The organism is Neorhizobium vignae (assembly GCF_000732195.1).
GTDB lineage: Bacteria > Pseudomonadota > Alphaproteobacteria > Rhizobiales > Rhizobiaceae > Neorhizobium > Neorhizobium vignae.
The window spans coordinates 48,972-67,073 of record NZ_JNNU01000006.1 but is presented as its reverse complement, the minus strand read 5'-3'; the positions used below and the strand labels follow the sequence as shown (position 1 = coordinate 67,073).

Sequence of the window (18,102 nt, the reverse complement as noted above, 5' to 3'; positions counted from 1 at the left end):
AAACCGAAGGCCTCCGCGCATCAAAACTGCGGAAGGCAGACGTGTCTCAAGAGTTGAGGAGCACCAGGCCGGGCACGGTCAGCATCAGTTCCGGATCCTCGAACACGGCGTATTCGAGGTTCTTGCGGGCGATGCGGGCATGTTCGCGGGCAATGAATTCCGCCCGCGCGCCCTCGCGCCCGGCGATCGCCGACACCAAAGTGCGATGCTGCTCCTGCGCGATATGCAGCGACTGACGGAAGGCCGCCACATGGGCCCGGCCTGACAGGAAAGCCGACGGCGACGCGAACGGCAGCCGTGTCGCGCGCTCGACCTCCCGCTGGATCACCGTGCTGCCGGAAAGTTCGACCAGCACGGTATGAAACTTGGCATTCGCTTCGGAATAGGCTTCCAGATCCACATCGTCCGCGGCTTCGCCGAAACAATCGTCGAGCCGGGCCTGGATTTCCCGAAGCTGATCCAATCCGGCCTGGGAGACGCCGCGTTCGGCGGCAAGCCGCGCCGCGGTCCCTTCCAGCACGCCGCGCAACTCGATCGCATCGACGGCATCCGCATAGGTGAAGCTGCGGACCACGAAACCGCCATTCGCCAGCCGGTCGAGCAACCCCTCTTCCGCCAGACGGGACATCACCTCGCGGACCGGCGTCCGGGAAATCTGCAGCGTCTCGGCCAGCGAGACTTCGAAGAGCCGGGTGCCGCCGGGATAGTCACCGCTGAGGATTTTCTTGCGCAGCTCCATCAGCGCACGCATCGTGTGGGTCGTTCTCGAGGTCTCTTCCAAATCCGCACCTTTGCCTGAGACAAGCCGGCGCAACCTCCGCCTGTCGATCACAAATCTTAGCCATATCTGATGGATTGGCCAAGCCTCATGTATACAGGGATTTGGGCTGTGGATGACGGTGCGGGTTCGAGCGGAAAAAACATGCCGCGTATACACGGCAACGCGCTGAAGAGGCGAGCTTATTTGCCTTGACGCCGCGCCGAAAGAACCCGGGCAACTGTGTCCCTGAGATCGTCGGTCGGCTTCACGCCGCTTGCCGCCATCTCGTCCTGGATGGTGGCAATCTCGCGGGCAAGACCGCCGTTCAGCCCCAGCGCATCGAGCGTGACACCGCTTTCGCGCATCTCGGCGGCCCGGCGACGGCCGTGCCGGGTCGTGCGCTCGAACTGGTAATCCGGGAATTTCGACCAATCGAGACCCGGAAAGCTCTGGGAGAGCGAGGTTAAAATTTCCTCGAAGCAGCCCGAGGCCTCTGCCGCGAGCAGCGCCTCGACGGTAATCGCTTCCAGGCCTTTGACGAAAACGGACCGTACCATCTTGATGGCCGTCGCTGAACCGACCGCCTCACCAGCAACTTCCGCGCTGAAGCCCAGGCTTTGAAAACGCTCCAGAAGCTCGGCGGCGCTCTTGCCGGCAATCAGAACCGGCGTCGCATGGCCCTTCGGATGGACCGGGGCCATGACGGCCATGTCGAGATAGTCGGCGCCCGTCTCGTTGATCAGCGCGGCAGTCTCGCGCTTGCGGCCGGGGGAGACCGAATTGATGTCGATCAGCAGTGCGCCCTGGCCGAGATGCGACACGATCGACTGCGCGGCAATCAGGCTCTGGTCGGCCGTGACCGCGCTGAAGATCCACTCGGCATCGGCAAGACCCGCAGGCGACGCTTCCGGCCTGACGCCACGGCTTGTCATCGCCGTCTGCATTTCCCCCGCCTTTTCGGCATCGCCGAGCAGCAGATCATAGGCACGGAATTCGCCGTTCTTAAGCTTGGGCGCCAGGCTGTCATGGAAGGCACGTGCAGCTTCGCCAAAACCCAGAAATGCGATCCTCATGCCCGTGTCCTACTTTCAGTCGCCGAAAACAACGCCGTCGAAAAGCTTGCGCGCCGTGCGCAACACCGCCGCACGATGGACTTCGCCATCCTTCATGGTGGCGATGACGCTCATCTCGCCGGTCGGATGCTCGATCGACAACAGCTTCTCGTCACCTTCCGGGATGACGGCCAGTTCGGAAGCCGGACCTTCCGGCAGAAGGCAGGCGGTCGCAACGCTGACCGCGCCGAGCACGCCGATCGCATCATGGCACGTATGCGGGATGAAGGTGCGGGTCGAGATCGCCCCACCCGCCGTCGGTGCAGAGACCATGGTCATCTTCGGCACGGATTTCTTGGTGACGTCGCCGAGATTCATCATCGGCCCGGCCTTCAGCCGAATCGCCTCCAGCTTGGCGCGCAGTTCCTGGTTCGCTTCGAGATCCTTGGGGCTCGCGGTGCCGGTAATGCCAAGCACGTCGCCGCGCATGACGACGCAGGGCATGCCGTTGTCGATCAGCGTGCAGGCGATGCCGTCGATCACATCGACCGCGTTTCCGGTCGGCAGCAGCACGCCGCAGGAGGAACCGGCCGTATCCGCAAACACGATCGGCACCGGCGCGGAGGTTCCCGGCACGCCGTCGATCCGGGCCTCGCCCTTGTAGGTCGCCTGGCCACCGGGCGTTTCGATCGTCGCGATGGCGATCTGCCCGGTGTTTTCCATGAAGATCGAGACTTCGGTCTTTTCGCCCTTGACCGGCACCAGCCCGCGCTCGATCGCGAAAGGCCCGATGCCGGCAAGGATATTGCCGCAGTTCTGCGCGTCGGTGACGATCGGCTGATCGACGAAGACCTGCAGGAAGAGATAGTCGACATCGACCCCTTCCCGCTCGGACTTCCGGACCACCGCCACCTTGGAGGTGAGCGGATGGGCGCCGCCCATGCCGTCGATCTGGCGGGGGTCGGGCGAACCCATCACCCGCAGCAGAAAATTGTCGCGGTCGGCCGGCAGGTCGTCGGCTAGAAAATATCCGCCTTTGGACGTGCCGCCACGCATCCACATGCAGCGGATGCCGATTTCAGTTTCATTCATCTCGATCTCCCTTCTTCTCCCCAGCGGGGAGAAGGGAAAGCGGCCTCCACCGCTTTAGATATACTTCAGGCCTTTTTCGGCGAGCTTGCCGCGCATGTCGTAGATATCGAGGCCGAGTTCACCGGCGGCGAGCCGCTTGCGCTTGCCCTCTTCGGCGGCAACCCGGGCTTCCGCCTTCTTGGCAACCGCTTCGGCTTCCTCGCGAGCAACCACGCAGACACCGTCGTCGTCGGCAACGATCACGTCGCCGGGGCGAACATAGGCGCCGGCGCAGACGACCGGAATGTTGACGGAACCGAGGGTCTCCTTGACGGTACCCTGCGCATAGACCGCCTTCGACCAGACCGGAAACTTCATCTCGGTGAGATCGACCACGTCGCGCACGCCCGCATCGATGATCAGGCCCTTGCAGCCGCGCGCCTGGGCGGAGGTGGCAAGCAGATCGCCGAAATAGCCGTCTTCGCAGGGGCTGGTCGGGGCGAGCAGCAGGATGTCGCCGGCCTTCAGCTGCTCGATCGCCACATGCAGCATCCAATTGTCGCCCGGAGGGGCGGAAATGGTGACGGCGCTGGCAGCAAGGCGCGCGCCTGGATAGATCGGCCGCATGTAGCTGGCGAGCAGGCCCTTGCGGCCCTGCGCTTCATGGACGGTTGCGACGCCGCAGGCTGCCAGCCGGTCGATGACCGACTGATCCGCGCGCTCGATATTCTGGACGACGACCGACATCAGAGCTCATCCCCCATCAAAGTTCATCGAGAGTGCGCGGGAAGACCGACTGGAAGCCTTCCGCATGGGTGGACTTGCGTCCGCTGGCCTGGCCGCCGGAATTGCGCATGAAATGGTTCCCACGGTTCTCGGCGACGTTCTTGTAGAAGTCCCAGAGGTGTTCCTGGCCTTCCATGCACTGAATGGCCGCCCACTTCTTTTCCCAGACGGGCGAGATGTCGAGGAAGACGTCCGGCTTCCATTCCATCTGTTCGGTCTGGTGCGGCTCGAACAGATAGAGTTGCGGCGCGCCAAGGATCTTTTCGCCGGGATTGTGGCCCCAGGCCTGGGCGATCATGCGGGCTTCGATTGCCACCTGCGTCGCATACATGTGGTCGGTATTGTAGGGGTCCCACTTGGAGTGGGAGAGCATGAATTCCGGCTGAACCTTGCGGATCACGTCGACCAGCTTGAACTTGGCGTCCTGATCGACGACCAGAGGATAGTCGCCGAGGTCGAAGAACTGGATGTCGGTGACATCGAGTGCCTTTGCCGCGTTTTCCGCTTCCCTGCGGCGCTCGGTCTTCACCTTTTCGAGCGTCATGCCCGGGTTCTTCCAGAGCTTGGCGCTTTCGCCGCGCTCGCCATAGGACAGGCAGACGACGGTGACGTCATAGCCCTTCTCCTCGTGAAGCGCGATCGCGCCGCCGCAACGCCAGACGAAATCCGCCGAATGCGCGCTGATGACCAATGCTGTCTTTGCCATGGGATGCCTCTTGACTTACTTGTGTGCCACCGGCGGCGTGCCGTGCGTGTGGAAGGTTTCGATCGTCTTCATGCCCCAGGCCTGGCCCTTCTTGCGGTCCGCTTCGGTCCAGACCACCGGCTTCCAGTCCGGCCGCAGGATCAGGCGGGCGCCTGCATTGGCGAGCTCGACGCGGTTGCCGGCGGGCTCCCAGACATAAAGGAAGAACGTGCCCTGGATCGCGTGCTTGTGCGGACCGGATTCGATGTGGACGCCGTTTTCCAGGAAGATGTCGGCGGCGCGCAGGATGTCCTCGCGCTGGTCGCAGGCATAGGTGACGTGGTGGAAACGGCCATGCGAACCGGTATGGTCCTCGGAGCAGGCAAGGTCATAGGTCTTGTTGTTGATGGTGAACCAGCAGCCGCCGAGACGGCCGTTGTCGAGCTGGATCATCTCGGTAACCCGGCTGCCCAGAGCCGTGGTCATGAACTCGCGGATCAGGCTGACATCGGCAGCGAGCAGATTGACGTGGTCGAGGCGGCGCGGGCATGCGCCGCGGCCATGGTAACGCTGGGCGATGTTCTTCAGCGCCGGCTTTTCTTCCGGCGGCGCCACATATTCCCTGGTGTCCCAATAGAGCTCGAACAGATGGCCATCGGGGCTCTTGAACTGATAGGCCCGGCCGTGGCCGAGGTCCCCGTCTGTCCAGCCGACGCCCCAGCCCTTTTCCTCGATCACCTTGACGCGACGCTCCAGCGCTTCCGCGGACGACGTGCGATAGGCGATATGACCGACACCGGTCGTGTGATGCCTGGTGAGCTTCAGCGTGTGGAACTCGTAGTCGTCAAAGGCGCGCAGATAGACGCTGTCGCCTTCGCGGCCGCTTTCGGTCAGCCCGTAGACACGGGTGAAAAAGTCGAGCGACTCGTCGAAACGGTCTGAATAGAGCTCGACGTGGCCGAGATGGGCGACATCATAACAGGGTTCGGTCATGGCTTTTCCTAGATGGTCGATCTATCGCGCCCGGCGGACAGGCGCATTCTCCTCCAAAAATCGAGCCCGCGTCCTCCACTCCAACACGGCCGGCGCATGGGCGCCGCAGCTTGGCATGAAGACATAAAAGCAGATCGGCAGCCTGACGAATAGGTTCTGCTGACGCGGCATAAGTTTTGGTTGAGATCAGGAAAAGCTGCTCGGCGAATGGCGAGCGAAGACGGGACGCTAAAGGCCCAAAGAAAACGGCGCGGCGGTAGGACCGCCGCGCCGGAAGACATTACCCGGCGATATAGGGCGCAATTTCGTGATAGCCGCGCCAGATCATCTCGAGCGACACGTAAAGGATGACGGCAAGACCGACATAGGCAATCCAGCGATGCCTGTTGAGCAGGCGGGCGATGAAGCTTGCAGCAATGCCCATCAGCGCGATCGAGAGGACCAGGCCGAAGATCAGGACTTCTGGATGTTCATGAGCAGCACCCGCAACGGCGAGTACGTTGTCGAGCGACATGGAGACGTCGGCAATGACGATCTGCCAGGCGGCCTGGGAGAAAGTCTTGCGCGGCGCACCACCCGCGACCGTACCGTCGGCATTGAGGTCTGCATTCTGCAGCGCTTCGTTGGCTTCGTCCTCATGCTGATGGGGCGTGCGCAATTCGCGCCACATCTTCCAGCAGACCCAGAGAAGCAGGACACCGCCAGCCAGCAGCAGGCCGACGATCTGCAGGAGCTGGGTGGTGGCAAGCGCGAAACCGATACGCAGCACGGTCGCTGCGATGATACCGACCAGAATGGCTTTGGACCGCTGTTCCTTCGGCAGGCCGGCAGCGGCAAGGCCGATGACGATCGCATTGTCGCCGGCCAGCACGAGGTCGATCATGATAACCTGCAGGAGGGCGGACAATGCCTCCGGCGTAAAGAATTCCATCATTTGGCACCCAATCTCTCAAAGGCGGGAGTGCCCGCGAGTGGACCGAGACGACCTTGAGACGCTCACGACCTGCATTTCCGCCTGTCGTAGGTCACCACCGTTGTCGTCACGTGATTTCCACGAACACCAGGCACCCAAGTTGGACTAATCCAGTCCGACATCACAGCTCAAGCATGAACTGTCAGAGGGGCCCGGTCCTGGTGGCGTGAGATTTAGCGGCATGATCGCAGAAACTCAAGTGGCGAGTTTATGAAACAGCTGGTTTTGGGCCGTTTTCGCCTGGGATCGTTGACGATCTGTTGTAATCTGTCCACAGCGCCAAGAGCCGCATCGATGAACGTGGCCCCCTGGCTTGCAGCGGACCACACCGAGATTACGAAAGCGTGGGGTCGAGCTTGTCGCGCAGCCAGTCGCCGACAATGCTGATCGACAGGGTGGTCAGCATGATCACGACCGACGGAGCGAGCATGATCCAAGGCGCCCGGGTCAGGTATTCGCGGCCGAAACCGACCATGTTGCCAAGGCTCGTCTCCGGCGGCTGGACGCCGAGACCGAGGAACGACAGGCCGCTTTCCATCAGGATGATTTCCGGAAACGTCAGCGTCATCGAAACGATCAGCATCGAGGCGACGTTCGGCAGGATATGATGGAAATAGACCCGTGCCGGCGTCGCGCCTAGCTGCACGACGGAGGCCGCATACCCTTGCGAGCTCGCCGAGATCGCCAGGCCGCGGGCAATGCGGGCATAACGCTCCCAGCCGTAGAAACCCATGAGGCAGACCAGCAGCACCATCGAGGAGCCGAAGAAGGCGAGCACGGCGAGCGACATGATCAGGAACGGCAGCGCCGCCTGGAAATCGGCGAGCACCAGCACGAGATGTTCGACCGCACCCCGGAACTGCGCAGCCGCGAAACCGAGCGCCGTGCCGAATACCGCCGAAAGGATCGTGGCGCCGAAGGCGATGATCAGCGACACCCGGACCGACTGGAGGAGGCGCGAAAGCACGTCGCGGCCGAGTTCATCGGTGCCGAGCAGATGCTTCAGAACGCCCGGGCGGGAAAGGCGGCTCGACAGGTCCATGGCGGTGATGTCGTAGGGGCGGATCTGGTCGGCGAAGATCGCAACCACCACCACGGCCGCCAGCCAGAGAATGCCGAGACCGACGGTGAACGGCACGTTGCGGCGCAGACGCGTGATGAAGGTCGCGTACCAGCCGGGTGTCCGAGAGGTTTCCGACAGATTGATCGTAGCCATATCTCTTTGTCCTCAATGCGCCGCGTTGGAGCGAAGGCGGGGGTCGAGCCAGCCGTAGAGCAGATCGACGACGAGGTTCGAAACCACCATGGTGGCTGCGATGTTCAGCAGGATGCATTGGACGACGGCAAGGTCGCGGTTGCTGACCGATACGATCAGCAGGCGGCCGATGCCCGGCCAGGAGAAGATCGACTCGACCACCACGGCACCGGCGATCAGCGAGCCGACCATGAAGCCGACGATCGTGACGATCGGCACGGCCGCGTTCGGCAGCGCATGGTTCCAGACGACGTCATGCCATTTCAGGCCCTTGGCGGAGGCGGTGCGGATATAGGGCTGGCCCATCACCTCGATCATTGCGCTGCGCGAAAAGCGGGCGAGGATGCCGATGCCGCCGATGCTCATGGTCACCGTCGGCAGGATGCCGTGCACCCAGGTGTCCTGCCCGCCGGACGGCAGCACGCCGAGGGTGACCGCAAAGATCAGCACCAGCAGGAGACCCATGACGAAGGACGGGATCGTGAAGCCGAGGACCGCGAGCAAAATCACGCCGCGATCGGCAAAACTCTGGCGATGCAGCGCCGCATAGACGCCGGCCGGGATGCCCAATGCCAGCTTCAGGAGCAGCGCCGGCAGGGTGAGCTGCAGCGTCGCAGGCACGCGCTGCAGAACCAGATCGAGCGCCGACGCCTTGTCGCGCATCGATACGCCGAAATCGCCGCTGAAGATCGATTTGATATAGGCGAGATATTGAATCCAGAGCGGCTGGTCGAGCCCCCAGGAGCGACGGAACGCATCGACGGCCTCCTGCGGCACGTCCGGGCCGAGCATGACCTGCGCCGGGTCGCCCGACATGCGCAGCACCACGAAGGCGAAGGTGACGACGGCAAAGATGGTGATCATTGCCCTGAGGATTCGGACGGCTATGAAGCGGATCATCAGGAACTCCTCAGGCCGCAATCGCGGCGGCTTCGCCAGCCACCACATGACAGGCAGCCGTGCGGCCATTGCCAATCGGGCGAAGCTGCGGCACGACTGCGCGGCAGACGTCCTGCGCCAGCGCGCAACGGGGGTGGAAAGCGCAGCCGGACGGACGATTGGCCGGGTTCGGCGGCTCGCCCTGAAGAATGACGCGCCCTTCGAGGATCTTGCCCGGCACCGGCACGCTGGAAACCAGCGCCTTGGTATAGGGATGCTGCGGCGACTGGAAGATCACGTCGGAAGAGGCCTCTTCGACGATCCGGCCGAGATACATCACCGCCACCCGGTCGGCGATGTTGCGCACCACCTTGAGGTCATGGCTGATGAACACCATGGCGATGCCGTTCTGCTCCTGCAGGTCCCGCAGCATGTTGACGACCTGCGCCTGGATGGAGACATCGAGCGCGGAAACCGGCTCGTCGCAGACCAGAAGCTTCGGGCGTGCGGCGAGCGCACGGGCAATCACGGCGCGCTGCCTCTGGCCACCCGAGAGTTCGTGGGGGTAACGCCCGGCCTGATCCGGACGCAGGCCGACGGCCGTCATCAGTTCGGCAATCCGGGCCTGCTGGTATTCTTTCGGAATGAGCTTGTGGATTTCCAGCGGCTCGCCGATCTGCCTGGCGATCGTCACGCGCCGGTCGAGCGCCGCCAGCGGATCCTGGTAGACGAACTGCATCTTCGCGCGCAGCGCGCGCCATTCCGGCGTCTTCAGGTGCGGCATCGGCTTGCCTTCGAACCGAACCTCGCCGCCCTGTGCGGCGTCTATGCCGAGCAGCATCCGCCCGAGAGTCGACTTGCCCGAGCCGGATTCGCCGACGACGCCGAGCGTTTCGCCGGGCTTCAGCGCCAAGGAAATCCCGTCCACGGCACGCACGGGATGCGGCTGTGCAAACACCCCGCGGCGGATCTTGTAGACGCGAACGAGATTGTCCGCTTCGATGAGCGCGGTCAAAGCAGCATATCCTCGGTCACTCTGTTTCTGGGCTCGGCAGGCTCGTTTGCCGGCACCGGCCGGAAGCAGGCGAGCTGCCGGCCATCGGCCGATGTGACAAGCGCAGGGCGCTCGACACGACAGGCTTCGACCGCGCGAAAACAGCGCGGCTGGAAGGAACAGCCTTCGGGGAGATGTCTCGGGTTCGGAACCGTGCCCGGGATCGGGATAAGCCGCTGGCGGGGGCCGTCGATCCGGGGGATCGCGTCGAATAGGCCGCGCGTATAGGGATGGCGCGGCTCGGAAAAGAGCTGCGCGACGCTGCCCTCCTCGACGATCCGGCCGGCATACATGACGCAGACCCGTTCGCAGACCTGGGAAACGGCGCCGAGATCGTGGCTGATGAACACCGTCGCCATGCCGGTCTCGGCCCGCAGCTGGATCAGCAGGTCGAGGATCTGCGCCTGGATCGTCGCGTCGAGCGCCGTGGTCGGCTCGTCGGCGATCAGCAGGTCCGGCTCGCCGGCAAGCGCCATGGCGATCATCAGCCGCTGACACTGGCCGCCCGAAAATTCGTGCGGATAAAGATCGAAACGGCGGCGGGCATCGGGAATGCCGACCATGTCCAATAGCCGCAGCGCCTCTCTCCGGGCCGGGTCGCCTCTCAGGCCGCGATGCAGCGACAGCGCCTCGACGATCTGAGCGCCGATCCTCAGCACCGGATTGAGCGAGCTCGACGGGTCCTGGAAGATCATCGCGATCCGGCCGCCCCGCACCTGTTCGTAGACCTCGCGCGGGCCGCCGGCGAGTTCCTGCCCCTCGAGCCGCACGGAACCGGTAACGCTCGCCTTGCCGGGAAGCAGTCCCAGCGCCGCGAGCCACGTCACCGACTTTCCGCACCCCGATTCTCCGACGAGACCGAGCGCTTCGCCCCGGCCTACATCGAGATCGATACCGTGCAGAACCTGGACGCCGTCGAAGGCGACCTTCAGGCCACGCAACTCCACCAGATTGGACGATGCTCTATCCATATCCCGCCATACTCCTGCCTGCCGCCGTTTCCGGACCGAAGACATTGCCGTTCTTGAAAACAAATGCTCCGGCGGCCGCATGGTCGCCGGAGCAGGGGAGAACGATCCGGTCAGATCGCCCAGTTGGAGGAGCGGAAGTCCATCGCGAAGGCCGGAGCGGCCTTCCACTTGAGCGACGACTTCATGCCCGTGAACACGGCGTTCTGGTGCAGGACCTGATAGACGGGGTCTTCGCGCTCGGCGATTTCCAGCATGCGGGCGATCGCCTTCTTGCGCAGCGCGCGGTCGGTGGAGGTTTCCATGACCTGCGCAAGCTTGTTCATTTCAGCGTTCGTCCAGTCCTTCTTCTGCTGGACTTCGCCGTTCGGGCCGAACTGCACGACAAGCGGGGTGATCGGGTCGTTGATCGTGTTGGAGGCCGACCAGTCACGGACGCCCTTGACGCCTGCCGGATCGTGGATCTGGCCCCAGTTTTCCTTCATCTCGATCTGCACGTTGATGCCGACCTGCTTCCACATCTCGACCATGATCTGGCCGTTGGCCGTCTGGTTCGTGTAGTAGTTGTTGAGCAGGCGATACGGGATCGGATCACCCTTGTAGCCGGCCTGCTTGATGAGGTCCTTGGCGAGCTGCGGATTGAATTCCGGAGCGGCCCAGCCTTCGATGAACATGTCCGAAGTCCGGAAGGATTCGAACTGCAGACCGGCCGGGGTGACCGTCTGGCCGGCCCAGAGCGCATCGACGATCGCCTTGCGGTCGATCGAGTGCGTCATCGCCCGGCGCATCAGCGGGTTGGCAAGGATCTGGTTCTGAGTGTTGAAGACCGAAACGCGGTGGTTCCAGATGGTCGAGCTCTGGACTTCAAAGCCCTTGGCAGCCTTGACCGTGGCGATCTGGTCGGGCGGCAGGTCGCAGGCGAAGTCGTATTCGCCGGAGAGCAGGCCGTTGACGCGCGAGGCGACTTCCGGAACTTCGACGAAGCGGATCTGGGCGAGCGGCGGACGGCCACCCCAGTATTGATCGAAGGCGACGAGCGTCAACGAGACATCCGGCTTGTATTCGGCAACCATGTAGGCGCCGGTCGTGATCGGCTTGCGGGACCACTCGGTAAAGGACTTGGCTTCGTCCCAGGCGCGACGGTTGGTGATCTGGCTGCCGCCGGAATAGAGGCGACCTTCCATCGTGACGTCCGGCGTCGCGTTGTGGAAACGGACGGTGTACTTGTCGACGGCCTCGACGCCGGCAAGAGCCGGCCACAGACGGCGGCCAACGCCGGGAACGGAAGCCGGCAGTTCCTTGACGGTGGTCGGCTTGTGCTCGGATTCGAAGATCGTCTTGCCGCCGGCCGGCTCGGTATTGCCGAACACACGTTCCCTGGAGAACGAGAACACGACGTCGTCGGCCGTCAGCTCGTCGCCGTTGTGGAACTTGACGCCCTGGCGCAGCTTCAGTTCCAGCGTTTTGTCGTCGATGCGCTTCCACTCGGTTGCGAGACCCGGAAGCGGACCCTGGTTGCCCATCCAGTTGCGCAAGATGAGACCTTCCCAGAGGTTGGGGAAGAAAACGCGCTCGCCGACATTCGACTGTTCGTGCCAGACATCCAGCGAATTGTTGTTGGTGATCTTCTGGACGGCGATGGTGATCGACGGACGCTTGTCGCTCTGGGCGATCGAGAAGCGCGGCAGGATCAGCGAACCGGCAGCGGCCCCGGCAAGGCCGAGCGTGCTGCGGCGGGTGAAGTTGACCATGGAAATAGTCCTTTGGCTTCGGGTTAATGGACGAGCTCGATCAGCCCCTGCGAGCTTGAGCGGTGACGGCTGAGGGGTTCGCTGAGCTTGGCCCGCCAACGGCACGCCATCCGCTCGGGCTGCGGCCGTGAAAGCCGCTCGCCCTGATTCACGTCGATAAGAAGCGTATTATTGCCGCTCACGAATACCCCCTGATTTGCAGGGGCTATTTGGCCAGCCCGTGTATCAGTTCCGTGACGCTAACTTGGCGATTCGATGAAATTGAACACGGATGCAAATTTCATCATCCCGCGTTACAAATGTAATATTGCCGACACAAAATTCTGAGATGACGCCCTCTGCGTTGATTTTCTTCCGGCGCATCCCCTCCCCACATTTCCTTTTGTTTTAATGGAGTTTTCCATGTCCTCCCTTCCCGTGATCGGCGCCGCCATGACGCTTGGCGAGCTCGAAATTCACCGTGATTGGCTTTTCGAAAAACAGCGCGATCTCGAACTTCAGGATTTTACCACCGGTGACGTTCTGAACGGCGACTGGGCGCCGCTGGCCGAGCGCGCCAGGAAGCTGCTCGACGGTTTTGAAGGCCGACTCGGCATCCACGGCCCGTTCTGGGGCTTCACCATCGCTTCCCAGGATCCGGATATCCGCGCCGTCGTCGCCAAGCGCCTGAAGCAGGGCCTCGACGTCTGTGCAGCGATCGGCGCAACCCAGATGGTCGCCCACAGCCCCTACACGACCTGGTCCTACAACAACCTCGACAACAACAAGGGCGAGGGCGAGCGCGTCGTCGAGCATGTACACCTGACGATGCGCGATGCCGTCAGGCAGGCCGAGGATATCGGCGCCGTCATCGTCCTGGAAAATATCGAGGATATCGACCAGCATATCCGCGTGGCGCTCGCCGACAGCTTCAACTCGCCGGCCGTCGCAGTCTCGATCGACACCGGCCACGCGCATTACGCGCACGGCTCCACCGGCGCTCCGCCGGTCGATTATTATGTGAAGGCTGCCGGCAACCGCCTGCAGCACGTCCATCTGCAGGATGCCGACGGTTACGCTGACCGTCACTGGGCGCTCGGCGAAGGCAATATCCTCTGGCCGTCGGTCTTCCAGGCACTTGCCGATCTCACCAGCAATCCGCGCCTGATCGTCGAGATCAAGGACAAGTCGAAGATTCCGGCTTCGGTCGAGTATCTCGCATCGCTCGGCCTCGGCCAGTAAGCCAGACTTTAGACGCTCACGCCCCGGCGCACTGCGCCGGGGTCACCGCAGTTCCGGCGACATGTCCCGCAGGTGCGACTGGGTGGCGAGGATATCCCCCACCATCATATCCCGTGCGAGCGCGCCGTTGCGCTCTCGAAGCGCCGCGACGATCCGGAAATGATAGGACGAGAACGGGTACACGACGCCCTTGTCGAATTCCTTTTCCACGTAATTGGTCAGCATCCGCATGTAGGGGCCGAACCGCAGCCAGAGCATTTCGATGTGCTGTGGCAGCACTTCGGAGCGCGATGCCTCGTAGATGCCGAAATGGAATTCCTGGTTCTTGCGCAGCATGCCATAGACGTCACCAGCCTTGCCGGTCTCGTCATGCTCGCGGGCGAGCGCTTCCGAACGGTCGATGTCCTCGTCGGTCATATGCGCTGCGGCGAGTTCCGTCGCCAGACCCTCGAGCGCGATGCGCGCCTGGCAGAGATCGTCGAGCCGCTCGCGGGAAACCGCCGGCACCCGTGCCGATCCGTTATGGCCGATCTCCAGCCCGTTCTCCGCCGCGAGCCGTCTCAACGCCTCACGCACCGGCATGTGGCTGGTGCCGAACTCGGTTGCCAGCGACGAAATGGTGATCGCCTGCGCCGGAGCGAAGGAACCCCACATCAACGCCCGGCGCAACTGTTCGTAGACCGTATCCTGAACAGTCACGCGCGACGTGACCTTCAAAAGCCCGCTATCCGCCATCCTTGTCCTCTGATCCATTCCTATCACAACCAGGCCTCGCATAACGGGCCGCGCTCTTCAAGTCTCCCGGCGTCCGGCCATCTCCTGTTCGCGACGCGTTTCCCCTTGATCAAATGCCGATGACACAATAGAACATTTGAAAGTTTGATCAAATGCTCATTAGGCTTCGAGCAAACATAAATTGGGGAGGCTTATTGTCACCTGTAACCCTCTTCATCGGTCGACACCCAGGGAGAATCCATGAACACGCATGTTACGGCAGGCGACAACCTCGCCAAGGCCTTTCCGGTCGATGAACTCAGGCTGAAATTTCCGGCCCTCCAGAAATACAAGGACTTCATCTTCTTCGAAAATGCCGGCGGCGCCCAGGTGCCCCAGGCCGTCGTCGATGCCGTCGCAGCCCATCTCGTCGATTGCAACGTGCAGCGCATGGCTCCTTATCTGCACAGCCAGGGCGTCGATCGCACGATCACCGAAGCCCGTATCTCGGTAGGCCTGCTGGTCAATGCCTACCGCCCGGAAGAGATCTCCTTCGGCCTCAACGCCACATCCTTCATCCGCCTCGTCAGCCTCGGCATTGCCAAGATGCTGCAGGAGCGCAACGAGATCATCGTCACCGACATGGACCATGACGCCGACATCGCCACCTGGATGGCGCTGGAAGCCGACGGCGCCAAGATCGTCTGGTGGAAGATGCGCGAAGACGGCATGCTGCATACCGACGATTTAAAACCGCTCCTGAACGACAAGACCCGCCTCGTCGCCTGCACGGTCACCGCCCATTCGATCGGCACGGTCGTCGATGTGGCGACCGTCGGCAAACTGGCGCACGCGGCCGGCGCCGAGGTCTTCCTCGACTGCGTGCATTACGGCCCGCACGCGCTGATCGACGTTCAGGCCTGGGATTGCGATTATCTCGTCTGCTCCGGCTACAAGAACTTTTCCCCGCATATGGGATTCCTCTGGGGCCGCTATGATGCGCTGGTCAAACTCCCCACCTTCAAGGAAGACTTCATTCCGGACGTTCCGCCCTACAAGATCGAGGTCGGCACCTTCACCTATGAAAACGTCGCGGGCATGAACGCCGCCGTGCTTTACCTCGAGGACCTCGGACGCAGGTTCCTGCCCGACGGCGAACATTCCCGCCGCGATGCGCTTGCCGCCGCCATGGGCGCCATCCGTGCCTACGAGCAGACGCTGTCGAAGAAGATGCTGTCGGTGCTGAAGAAGCACGGCGCCACGATCTACGGCGTTTCCGATGAAAACCAGGTGGAAAAGCGCGTTCCAACGATCTGCTTCAACGTTCCGGGCCTGACGCCGCAATACCTCTCCGCCGAACTCGGCAAGAACAGCATCGGCAGCCGCGACGGTCATATGTTTGCGCCGCGCCTGATGAAGCGCCTCGGGCTCACCATGGAAACCGGCTGCATGCGGGTCTCCATGGTCCACTACAACAAGGTGGAAGAGATCGACCGCTTTGACACGGTGCTCGGCGAGATCATCGCTAAGGCCAGGTAATGCAAAGATCTCCGCGGGACTCGTTCCCGCGGAGATCTTCATCTCATTTGAGGTGATGGTAGCGGCGCCGGAAATAAACGAGCGCTTCTTCATCCGCCGGTCCATGGGCGACCCCGACGACCCGGCAGAACAGCACGTGATGCGTGCCGCTCGCGACCGCATTTTCCACTTCGCAATCGAACGAGACGATCGCGTCGGTCAGCCGCGGCGAGCCCGTCGCGCCGAGCACCCAGTCACCCACCGCGAACCGGTCGCCCTGCGGTGTCGCTCCGCCAAAGAGTTTTGACATCGCTTCATGGTTGGAGGCGAGCGTATTGACGCACAGCACCCGGTTTCTCTCGAACATTCCGGCGACAGAGCTCGACCGGTTGAGGCAGACGAGAAGCGTCGGCGGCCGGTCCGTCACGCTGCAGACGGCCGAAGCGGTAAAGCCCGCAAGCCCGCCGGGGCCGTCGGTGGTGACGATGTTCACCGCCGCCGCCAGACGCGCCATGCCTTCCCGGAAGACGAGCCGTGTCGCTTCCACTTCGTCGTTCAAAATATCTACCGTCATTCGACCCTTAGCCCCGCCTTCCTCAACAAAGGCATGACGCGATCACAGAAGAAAGGCAGCTCATAGGTGTAGTTTACGAAGGACATGGCAATACCGGAATATCCCTGTTCGGAGATCGCAATCATGTCTTCGACTATCTTTTCCGGTGTGCCGACCAGCGGATAACCGCCCGCGCCGCCCGCAAACCGCTTGCGATAGAGATCGTAGGCGCTTTTGTCATGCGATTGGGTGAACTCCTTCTTGCCGGCCATATGCGCATCGACCGCCGCGTGATCGGCCATCGTCACCGCATAACGCTCGTAATAATCTTCCGCCTCCTGTTGCGTTTCGCGGCAGACGACGTGGCAGACCGTATAGGCGCCGACATCGCGACCGAGCTTGTCCGCCCGGCTCCTGATGTCTTCGACATGCTTTCCGGCCTCGGAAATCTCGGTGAAGGTGGTGAACAGATATTCGCAGTTCTTGGCCGCGAAATCCCGCCCCGGCCCGCCGAAGGCGGCATTCATGGTCACCGGCCGCGGCGACTGCAGGCTGGCTGGCCGGCTGACGACATCCTTCAGCTTGTAATAGGTGCCGTCAAAGTCGAATGGCGCGTCCGACGTATAGGCCCGCTCCATGATCTCCAGCCATTCGTCGGCCTGGTCGTAGCCCTTTTCGACCAGCGGCACGCCGAACATGCCGAATTCCTTCGGGTTCCAACCGCAGACGATGTTAAGACCCGCCCGGCCGCTGCTGATATGATCTACCGTCGCCAATGCCTTCGCCGCGTATAGCGGATGCACGAGCGGCACATGCACGGTCATGAACAGCCCGATGCGCTCGGTGACGGAAGCAAGGCCGGCGGCCCAGGTGAACGTCTCGAACGACCATTCGCGCACCCGGTTCTTGCCGCCGAACCCCTTCCAGCGGGCGATCGGCAGGAAGAAGTCGAGCCCGCCGCGATCGGCGATCTGAACGGCGTTGAGATTGTCCTCCCAGCGCGCCTGCCAACGTTCCGGCACGTCGGTAATCGCAAGCCCCCCGTCCGCATTCGGCGAAAAGACGCCGAGTTTCAGTTTGCTGGGGCCTTTCAGCGGATGCGGCTTGATCATGCTGTTCCTCTCTTTTGTATTCTTCTGCGGACGGGACGCGCGGTCTGCGCCTCCTGCAACTGGCGCCGTCGGACGGAGAGATAGGCTTCTTCCGCCGCAAACATGAAAAGCGTCATGCGGTCCTGAACCATCAGCGGATCGTGCGCGAGGAAGGCTGCATGAATGCGGGAAAGACCGTCGATATACTGATAGGCGGCACCCGGATCGGCGAACGTGCCGAGCCGCACGGACTGGAAATAATCGATGAAGCGGGAAATCGTCGCCGCCATATGCGGATTGTTGACCGCCTTCAGCCAGGCATTGCGAAAATCGACATTGGCCGCCAGCAGGGCAGGAATATCGCTTTCGCTCAGCGCCAGCTCCACCCGGTTCATTGCGGCCGTGATCTCCGCCTCGATCTCGGGCGTCATGTCGCGGGCCGCACAGGCCGCAGCGCGGGGCTCGAGCTGGCGGCGCACCTCGAAAAGCCCGGAAATGTCCTCAAGGGACAATTCCCGGACTGCAAAGCCCCGCGTCGTGCCGACGAGATAACCTTCCGACACCAACCGCAGCAGCGCCTCGCGGGCCGGCATGCGGGAAATGCCGTGGGCATTGGCGATCTCGGTATCCACCAGGCGATCGGTCGGCGAAACGGCGCTGCGCTGCAGCTTCAGCCGCAAGTCGGCATAAATCGCATCCACCAGATTGTCGTTCGGCTTCAACATCGAAATCTCCTGCTGAAATCGTATACTGATTTTGCCTTATATCAAGCGAATTT

The 18,102-nt window shown here is 62.5% G+C and carries 19 protein-coding genes; 2 read left to right on the top strand and 17 right to left on the bottom strand.

Annotation, left to right across the window (positions count from 1 at the left end; all coding sequences use genetic code 11):
- Positions 1–46: 46 nt before the first annotated feature.
- The 13 genes from GQ59_RS11530 to GQ59_RS32345 form a co-directional block, all read right to left on the bottom strand.
- Positions 47–781: a GntR family transcriptional regulator gene (locus tag GQ59_RS11530; protein WP_432762579.1), complete on the bottom strand. Its 735-nt coding sequence runs from the start codon at positions 779–781 to the stop codon at positions 47–49.
- A gap of 179 nt (positions 782–960) precedes the next feature.
- Positions 961–1,833 (bottom strand): NAD(P)-dependent oxidoreductase, encoded by an 873-nt coding sequence (locus GQ59_RS11525; protein ID WP_037081280.1) that lies wholly within the window; start codon positions 1,831–1,833, stop codon positions 961–963.
- Between the two features lie 15 nt (positions 1,834–1,848).
- Positions 1,849–2,904, bottom strand: coding sequence for a 4-oxalomesaconate tautomerase (locus GQ59_RS11520; protein ID WP_084683126.1), 1,056 nt, complete (start codon positions 2,902–2,904; stop codon positions 1,849–1,851).
- A 54-nt stretch (positions 2,905–2,958) separates the two neighbouring features.
- Complete coding sequence (locus GQ59_RS11515; protein WP_037081279.1) at positions 2,959–3,630, bottom strand: 4-carboxy-4-hydroxy-2-oxoadipate aldolase/oxaloacetate decarboxylase; 672 nt, start codon at positions 3,628–3,630, stop codon at positions 2,959–2,961.
- Between the two features lie 16 nt (positions 3,631–3,646).
- Positions 3,647–4,375 (bottom strand): PIG-L deacetylase family protein, encoded by a 729-nt coding sequence (locus GQ59_RS11510; protein WP_037081278.1) that lies wholly within the window; start codon positions 4,373–4,375, stop codon positions 3,647–3,649.
- Between the two features lie 15 nt (positions 4,376–4,390).
- Entirely contained in the window at positions 4,391–5,347 is a 957-nt protein-coding gene (locus GQ59_RS11505; RefSeq protein WP_037081277.1) for a VOC family protein, read from the bottom strand.
- Between the two features lie 280 nt (positions 5,348–5,627).
- Positions 5,628–6,281, bottom strand: a complete 654-nt coding sequence (locus GQ59_RS11500; protein WP_037081275.1) for a TerC family protein — start codon at positions 6,279–6,281, stop codon at positions 5,628–5,630.
- 373 nt (positions 6,282–6,654) lie between these two features.
- Positions 6,655–7,536, bottom strand: a complete 882-nt coding sequence (locus tag GQ59_RS11495; RefSeq protein WP_037081273.1) for an ABC transporter permease — start codon at positions 7,534–7,536, stop codon at positions 6,655–6,657.
- Positions 7,537–7,548: 12 nt separating this feature from the next.
- On the bottom strand, positions 7,549–8,475 hold the full coding sequence (locus GQ59_RS11490; RefSeq protein ID WP_037081271.1) for an ABC transporter permease: 927 nt from the start codon (positions 8,473–8,475) through the stop codon (positions 7,549–7,551).
- A gap of 10 nt (positions 8,476–8,485) precedes the next feature.
- Positions 8,486–9,469 carry an ABC transporter ATP-binding protein gene (locus tag GQ59_RS11485; protein ID WP_037081270.1) on the bottom strand — a complete coding sequence of 328 codons (984 nt, stop codon included), beginning with the start codon at positions 9,467–9,469 and terminating at the stop codon, positions 8,486–8,488.
- The gene (locus GQ59_RS11480) at positions 9,466–10,479 is read right to left on the bottom strand and encodes an ABC transporter ATP-binding protein (RefSeq protein WP_037081267.1); all 1,014 of its coding nucleotides are present in this window, start codon (positions 10,477–10,479) and stop codon (positions 9,466–9,468) included. The genes GQ59_RS11485 and GQ59_RS11480 overlap by 4 nt, the downstream gene beginning before the upstream one ends.
- A 110-nt stretch (positions 10,480–10,589) precedes the next feature.
- Positions 10,590–12,227, bottom strand: a complete 1,638-nt coding sequence (locus GQ59_RS11475) for an ABC transporter substrate-binding protein (protein ID WP_037081265.1) — start codon at positions 12,225–12,227, stop codon at positions 10,590–10,592.
- Between the two features lie 23 nt (positions 12,228–12,250).
- Positions 12,251–12,409 carry a hypothetical protein gene (locus GQ59_RS32345; RefSeq protein WP_156376351.1) on the bottom strand — a complete coding sequence of 53 codons (159 nt, stop codon included), beginning with the start codon at positions 12,407–12,409 and terminating at the stop codon, positions 12,251–12,253.
- Positions 12,410–12,629: 220 nt separating this feature from the next.
- Between GQ59_RS32345 and GQ59_RS11470 the strand changes: the two genes are divergently transcribed.
- On the top strand, positions 12,630–13,448 hold the full coding sequence (locus GQ59_RS11470) for a sugar phosphate isomerase/epimerase family protein (RefSeq protein ID WP_037081263.1): 819 nt from the start codon (positions 12,630–12,632) through the stop codon (positions 13,446–13,448).
- A gap of 42 nt (positions 13,449–13,490) precedes the next feature.
- Here the strand turns inward: GQ59_RS11470 and GQ59_RS11465 are convergent, their stop codons facing one another.
- Positions 13,491–14,201 carry a GntR family transcriptional regulator gene (locus GQ59_RS11465; protein WP_244447951.1) on the bottom strand — a complete coding sequence of 237 codons (711 nt, stop codon included), beginning with the start codon at positions 14,199–14,201 and terminating at the stop codon, positions 13,491–13,493.
- Positions 14,202–14,423: 222 nt separating this feature from the next.
- On the opposite strand from GQ59_RS11465, the gene GQ59_RS11460 reads away from it, so the two are divergent.
- On the top strand, positions 14,424–15,701 hold the full coding sequence (locus GQ59_RS11460; protein WP_037081259.1) for a cysteine desulfurase-like protein: 1,278 nt from the start codon (positions 14,424–14,426) through the stop codon (positions 15,699–15,701).
- Positions 15,702–15,744: 43 nt separating this feature from the next.
- Here the strand turns inward: GQ59_RS11460 and GQ59_RS11455 are convergent, their stop codons facing one another.
- From GQ59_RS11455 to GQ59_RS30545, 3 genes are read right to left on the bottom strand one after another with little or no spacing between them, the layout of a single operon-like run.
- On the bottom strand, positions 15,745–16,254 hold the full coding sequence (locus GQ59_RS11455; RefSeq protein ID WP_051903917.1) for a flavin reductase: 510 nt from the start codon (positions 16,252–16,254) through the stop codon (positions 15,745–15,747).
- The gene (locus tag GQ59_RS11450; protein WP_037081257.1) at positions 16,251–17,345 is read right to left on the bottom strand and encodes an LLM class flavin-dependent oxidoreductase; all 1,095 of its coding nucleotides are present in this window, start codon (positions 17,343–17,345) and stop codon (positions 16,251–16,253) included. The genes GQ59_RS11455 and GQ59_RS11450 overlap by 4 nt, the downstream gene beginning before the upstream one ends.
- Entirely contained in the window at positions 17,342–18,049 is a 708-nt protein-coding gene (locus GQ59_RS30545) for a GntR family transcriptional regulator (RefSeq protein ID WP_051903916.1), read from the bottom strand. Before GQ59_RS30545 ends, GQ59_RS11450 begins: the two co-directional genes overlap by 4 nt.
- Between the last annotated feature and the right edge of the window lie 53 nt (positions 18,050–18,102).

Bases quoted from the DNA above. Each gene is read 5' to 3' on its own strand.
- GQ59_RS11525 (WP_037081280.1), bottom strand. From the start codon at position 1,833: ATGAGGATCGCATTTCTGGGTTTTGGCGAAGCTGCACGTGCCTTCCAT.
- GQ59_RS11520 (WP_084683126.1), bottom strand. From the start codon at position 2,904: ATGAATGAAACTGAAATCGGCATCCGCTGCATGTGGATGCGTGGCGGC.
- GQ59_RS11515 (WP_037081279.1), bottom strand. From the start codon at position 3,630: ATGTCGGTCGTCGTCCAGAATATCGAGCGCGCGGATCAGTCGGTCATC.
- GQ59_RS11510 (WP_037081278.1), bottom strand. From the start codon at position 4,375: ATGGCAAAGACAGCATTGGTCATCAGCGCGCATTCGGCGGATTTCGTC.
- GQ59_RS11505 (WP_037081277.1), bottom strand. From the start codon at position 5,347: ATGACCGAACCCTGTTATGATGTCGCCCATCTCGGCCACGTCGAGCTC.
- GQ59_RS11500 (WP_037081275.1), bottom strand. From the start codon at position 6,281: ATGATGGAATTCTTTACGCCGGAGGCATTGTCCGCCCTCCTGCAGGTT.
- GQ59_RS11495 (WP_037081273.1), bottom strand. From the start codon at position 7,536: ATGGCTACGATCAATCTGTCGGAAACCTCTCGGACACCCGGCTGGTAC.
- GQ59_RS11490 (WP_037081271.1), bottom strand. From the start codon at position 8,475: ATGATCCGCTTCATAGCCGTCCGAATCCTCAGGGCAATGATCACCATC.
- GQ59_RS11480 (WP_037081267.1), bottom strand. From the start codon at position 10,479: ATGGATAGAGCATCGTCCAATCTGGTGGAGTTGCGTGGCCTGAAGGTC.
- GQ59_RS11475 (WP_037081265.1), bottom strand. From the start codon at position 12,227: ATGGTCAACTTCACCCGCCGCAGCACGCTCGGCCTTGCCGGGGCCGCT.
- GQ59_RS11470 (WP_037081263.1), top strand. From the start codon at position 12,630: ATGTCCTCCCTTCCCGTGATCGGCGCCGCCATGACGCTTGGCGAGCTC.
- GQ59_RS11465 (WP_244447951.1), bottom strand. From the start codon at position 14,201: ATGGATCAGAGGACAAGGATGGCGGATAGCGGGCTTTTGAAGGTCACG.
- GQ59_RS11460 (WP_037081259.1), top strand. From the start codon at position 14,424: ATGAACACGCATGTTACGGCAGGCGACAACCTCGCCAAGGCCTTTCCG.
- GQ59_RS11455 (WP_051903917.1), bottom strand. From the start codon at position 16,254: ATGACGGTAGATATTTTGAACGACGAAGTGGAAGCGACACGGCTCGTC.
- GQ59_RS11450 (WP_037081257.1), bottom strand. From the start codon at position 17,345: ATGATCAAGCCGCATCCGCTGAAAGGCCCCAGCAAACTGAAACTCGGC.
- GQ59_RS30545 (WP_051903916.1), bottom strand. From the start codon at position 18,049: ATGTTGAAGCCGAACGACAATCTGGTGGATGCGATTTATGCCGACTTG.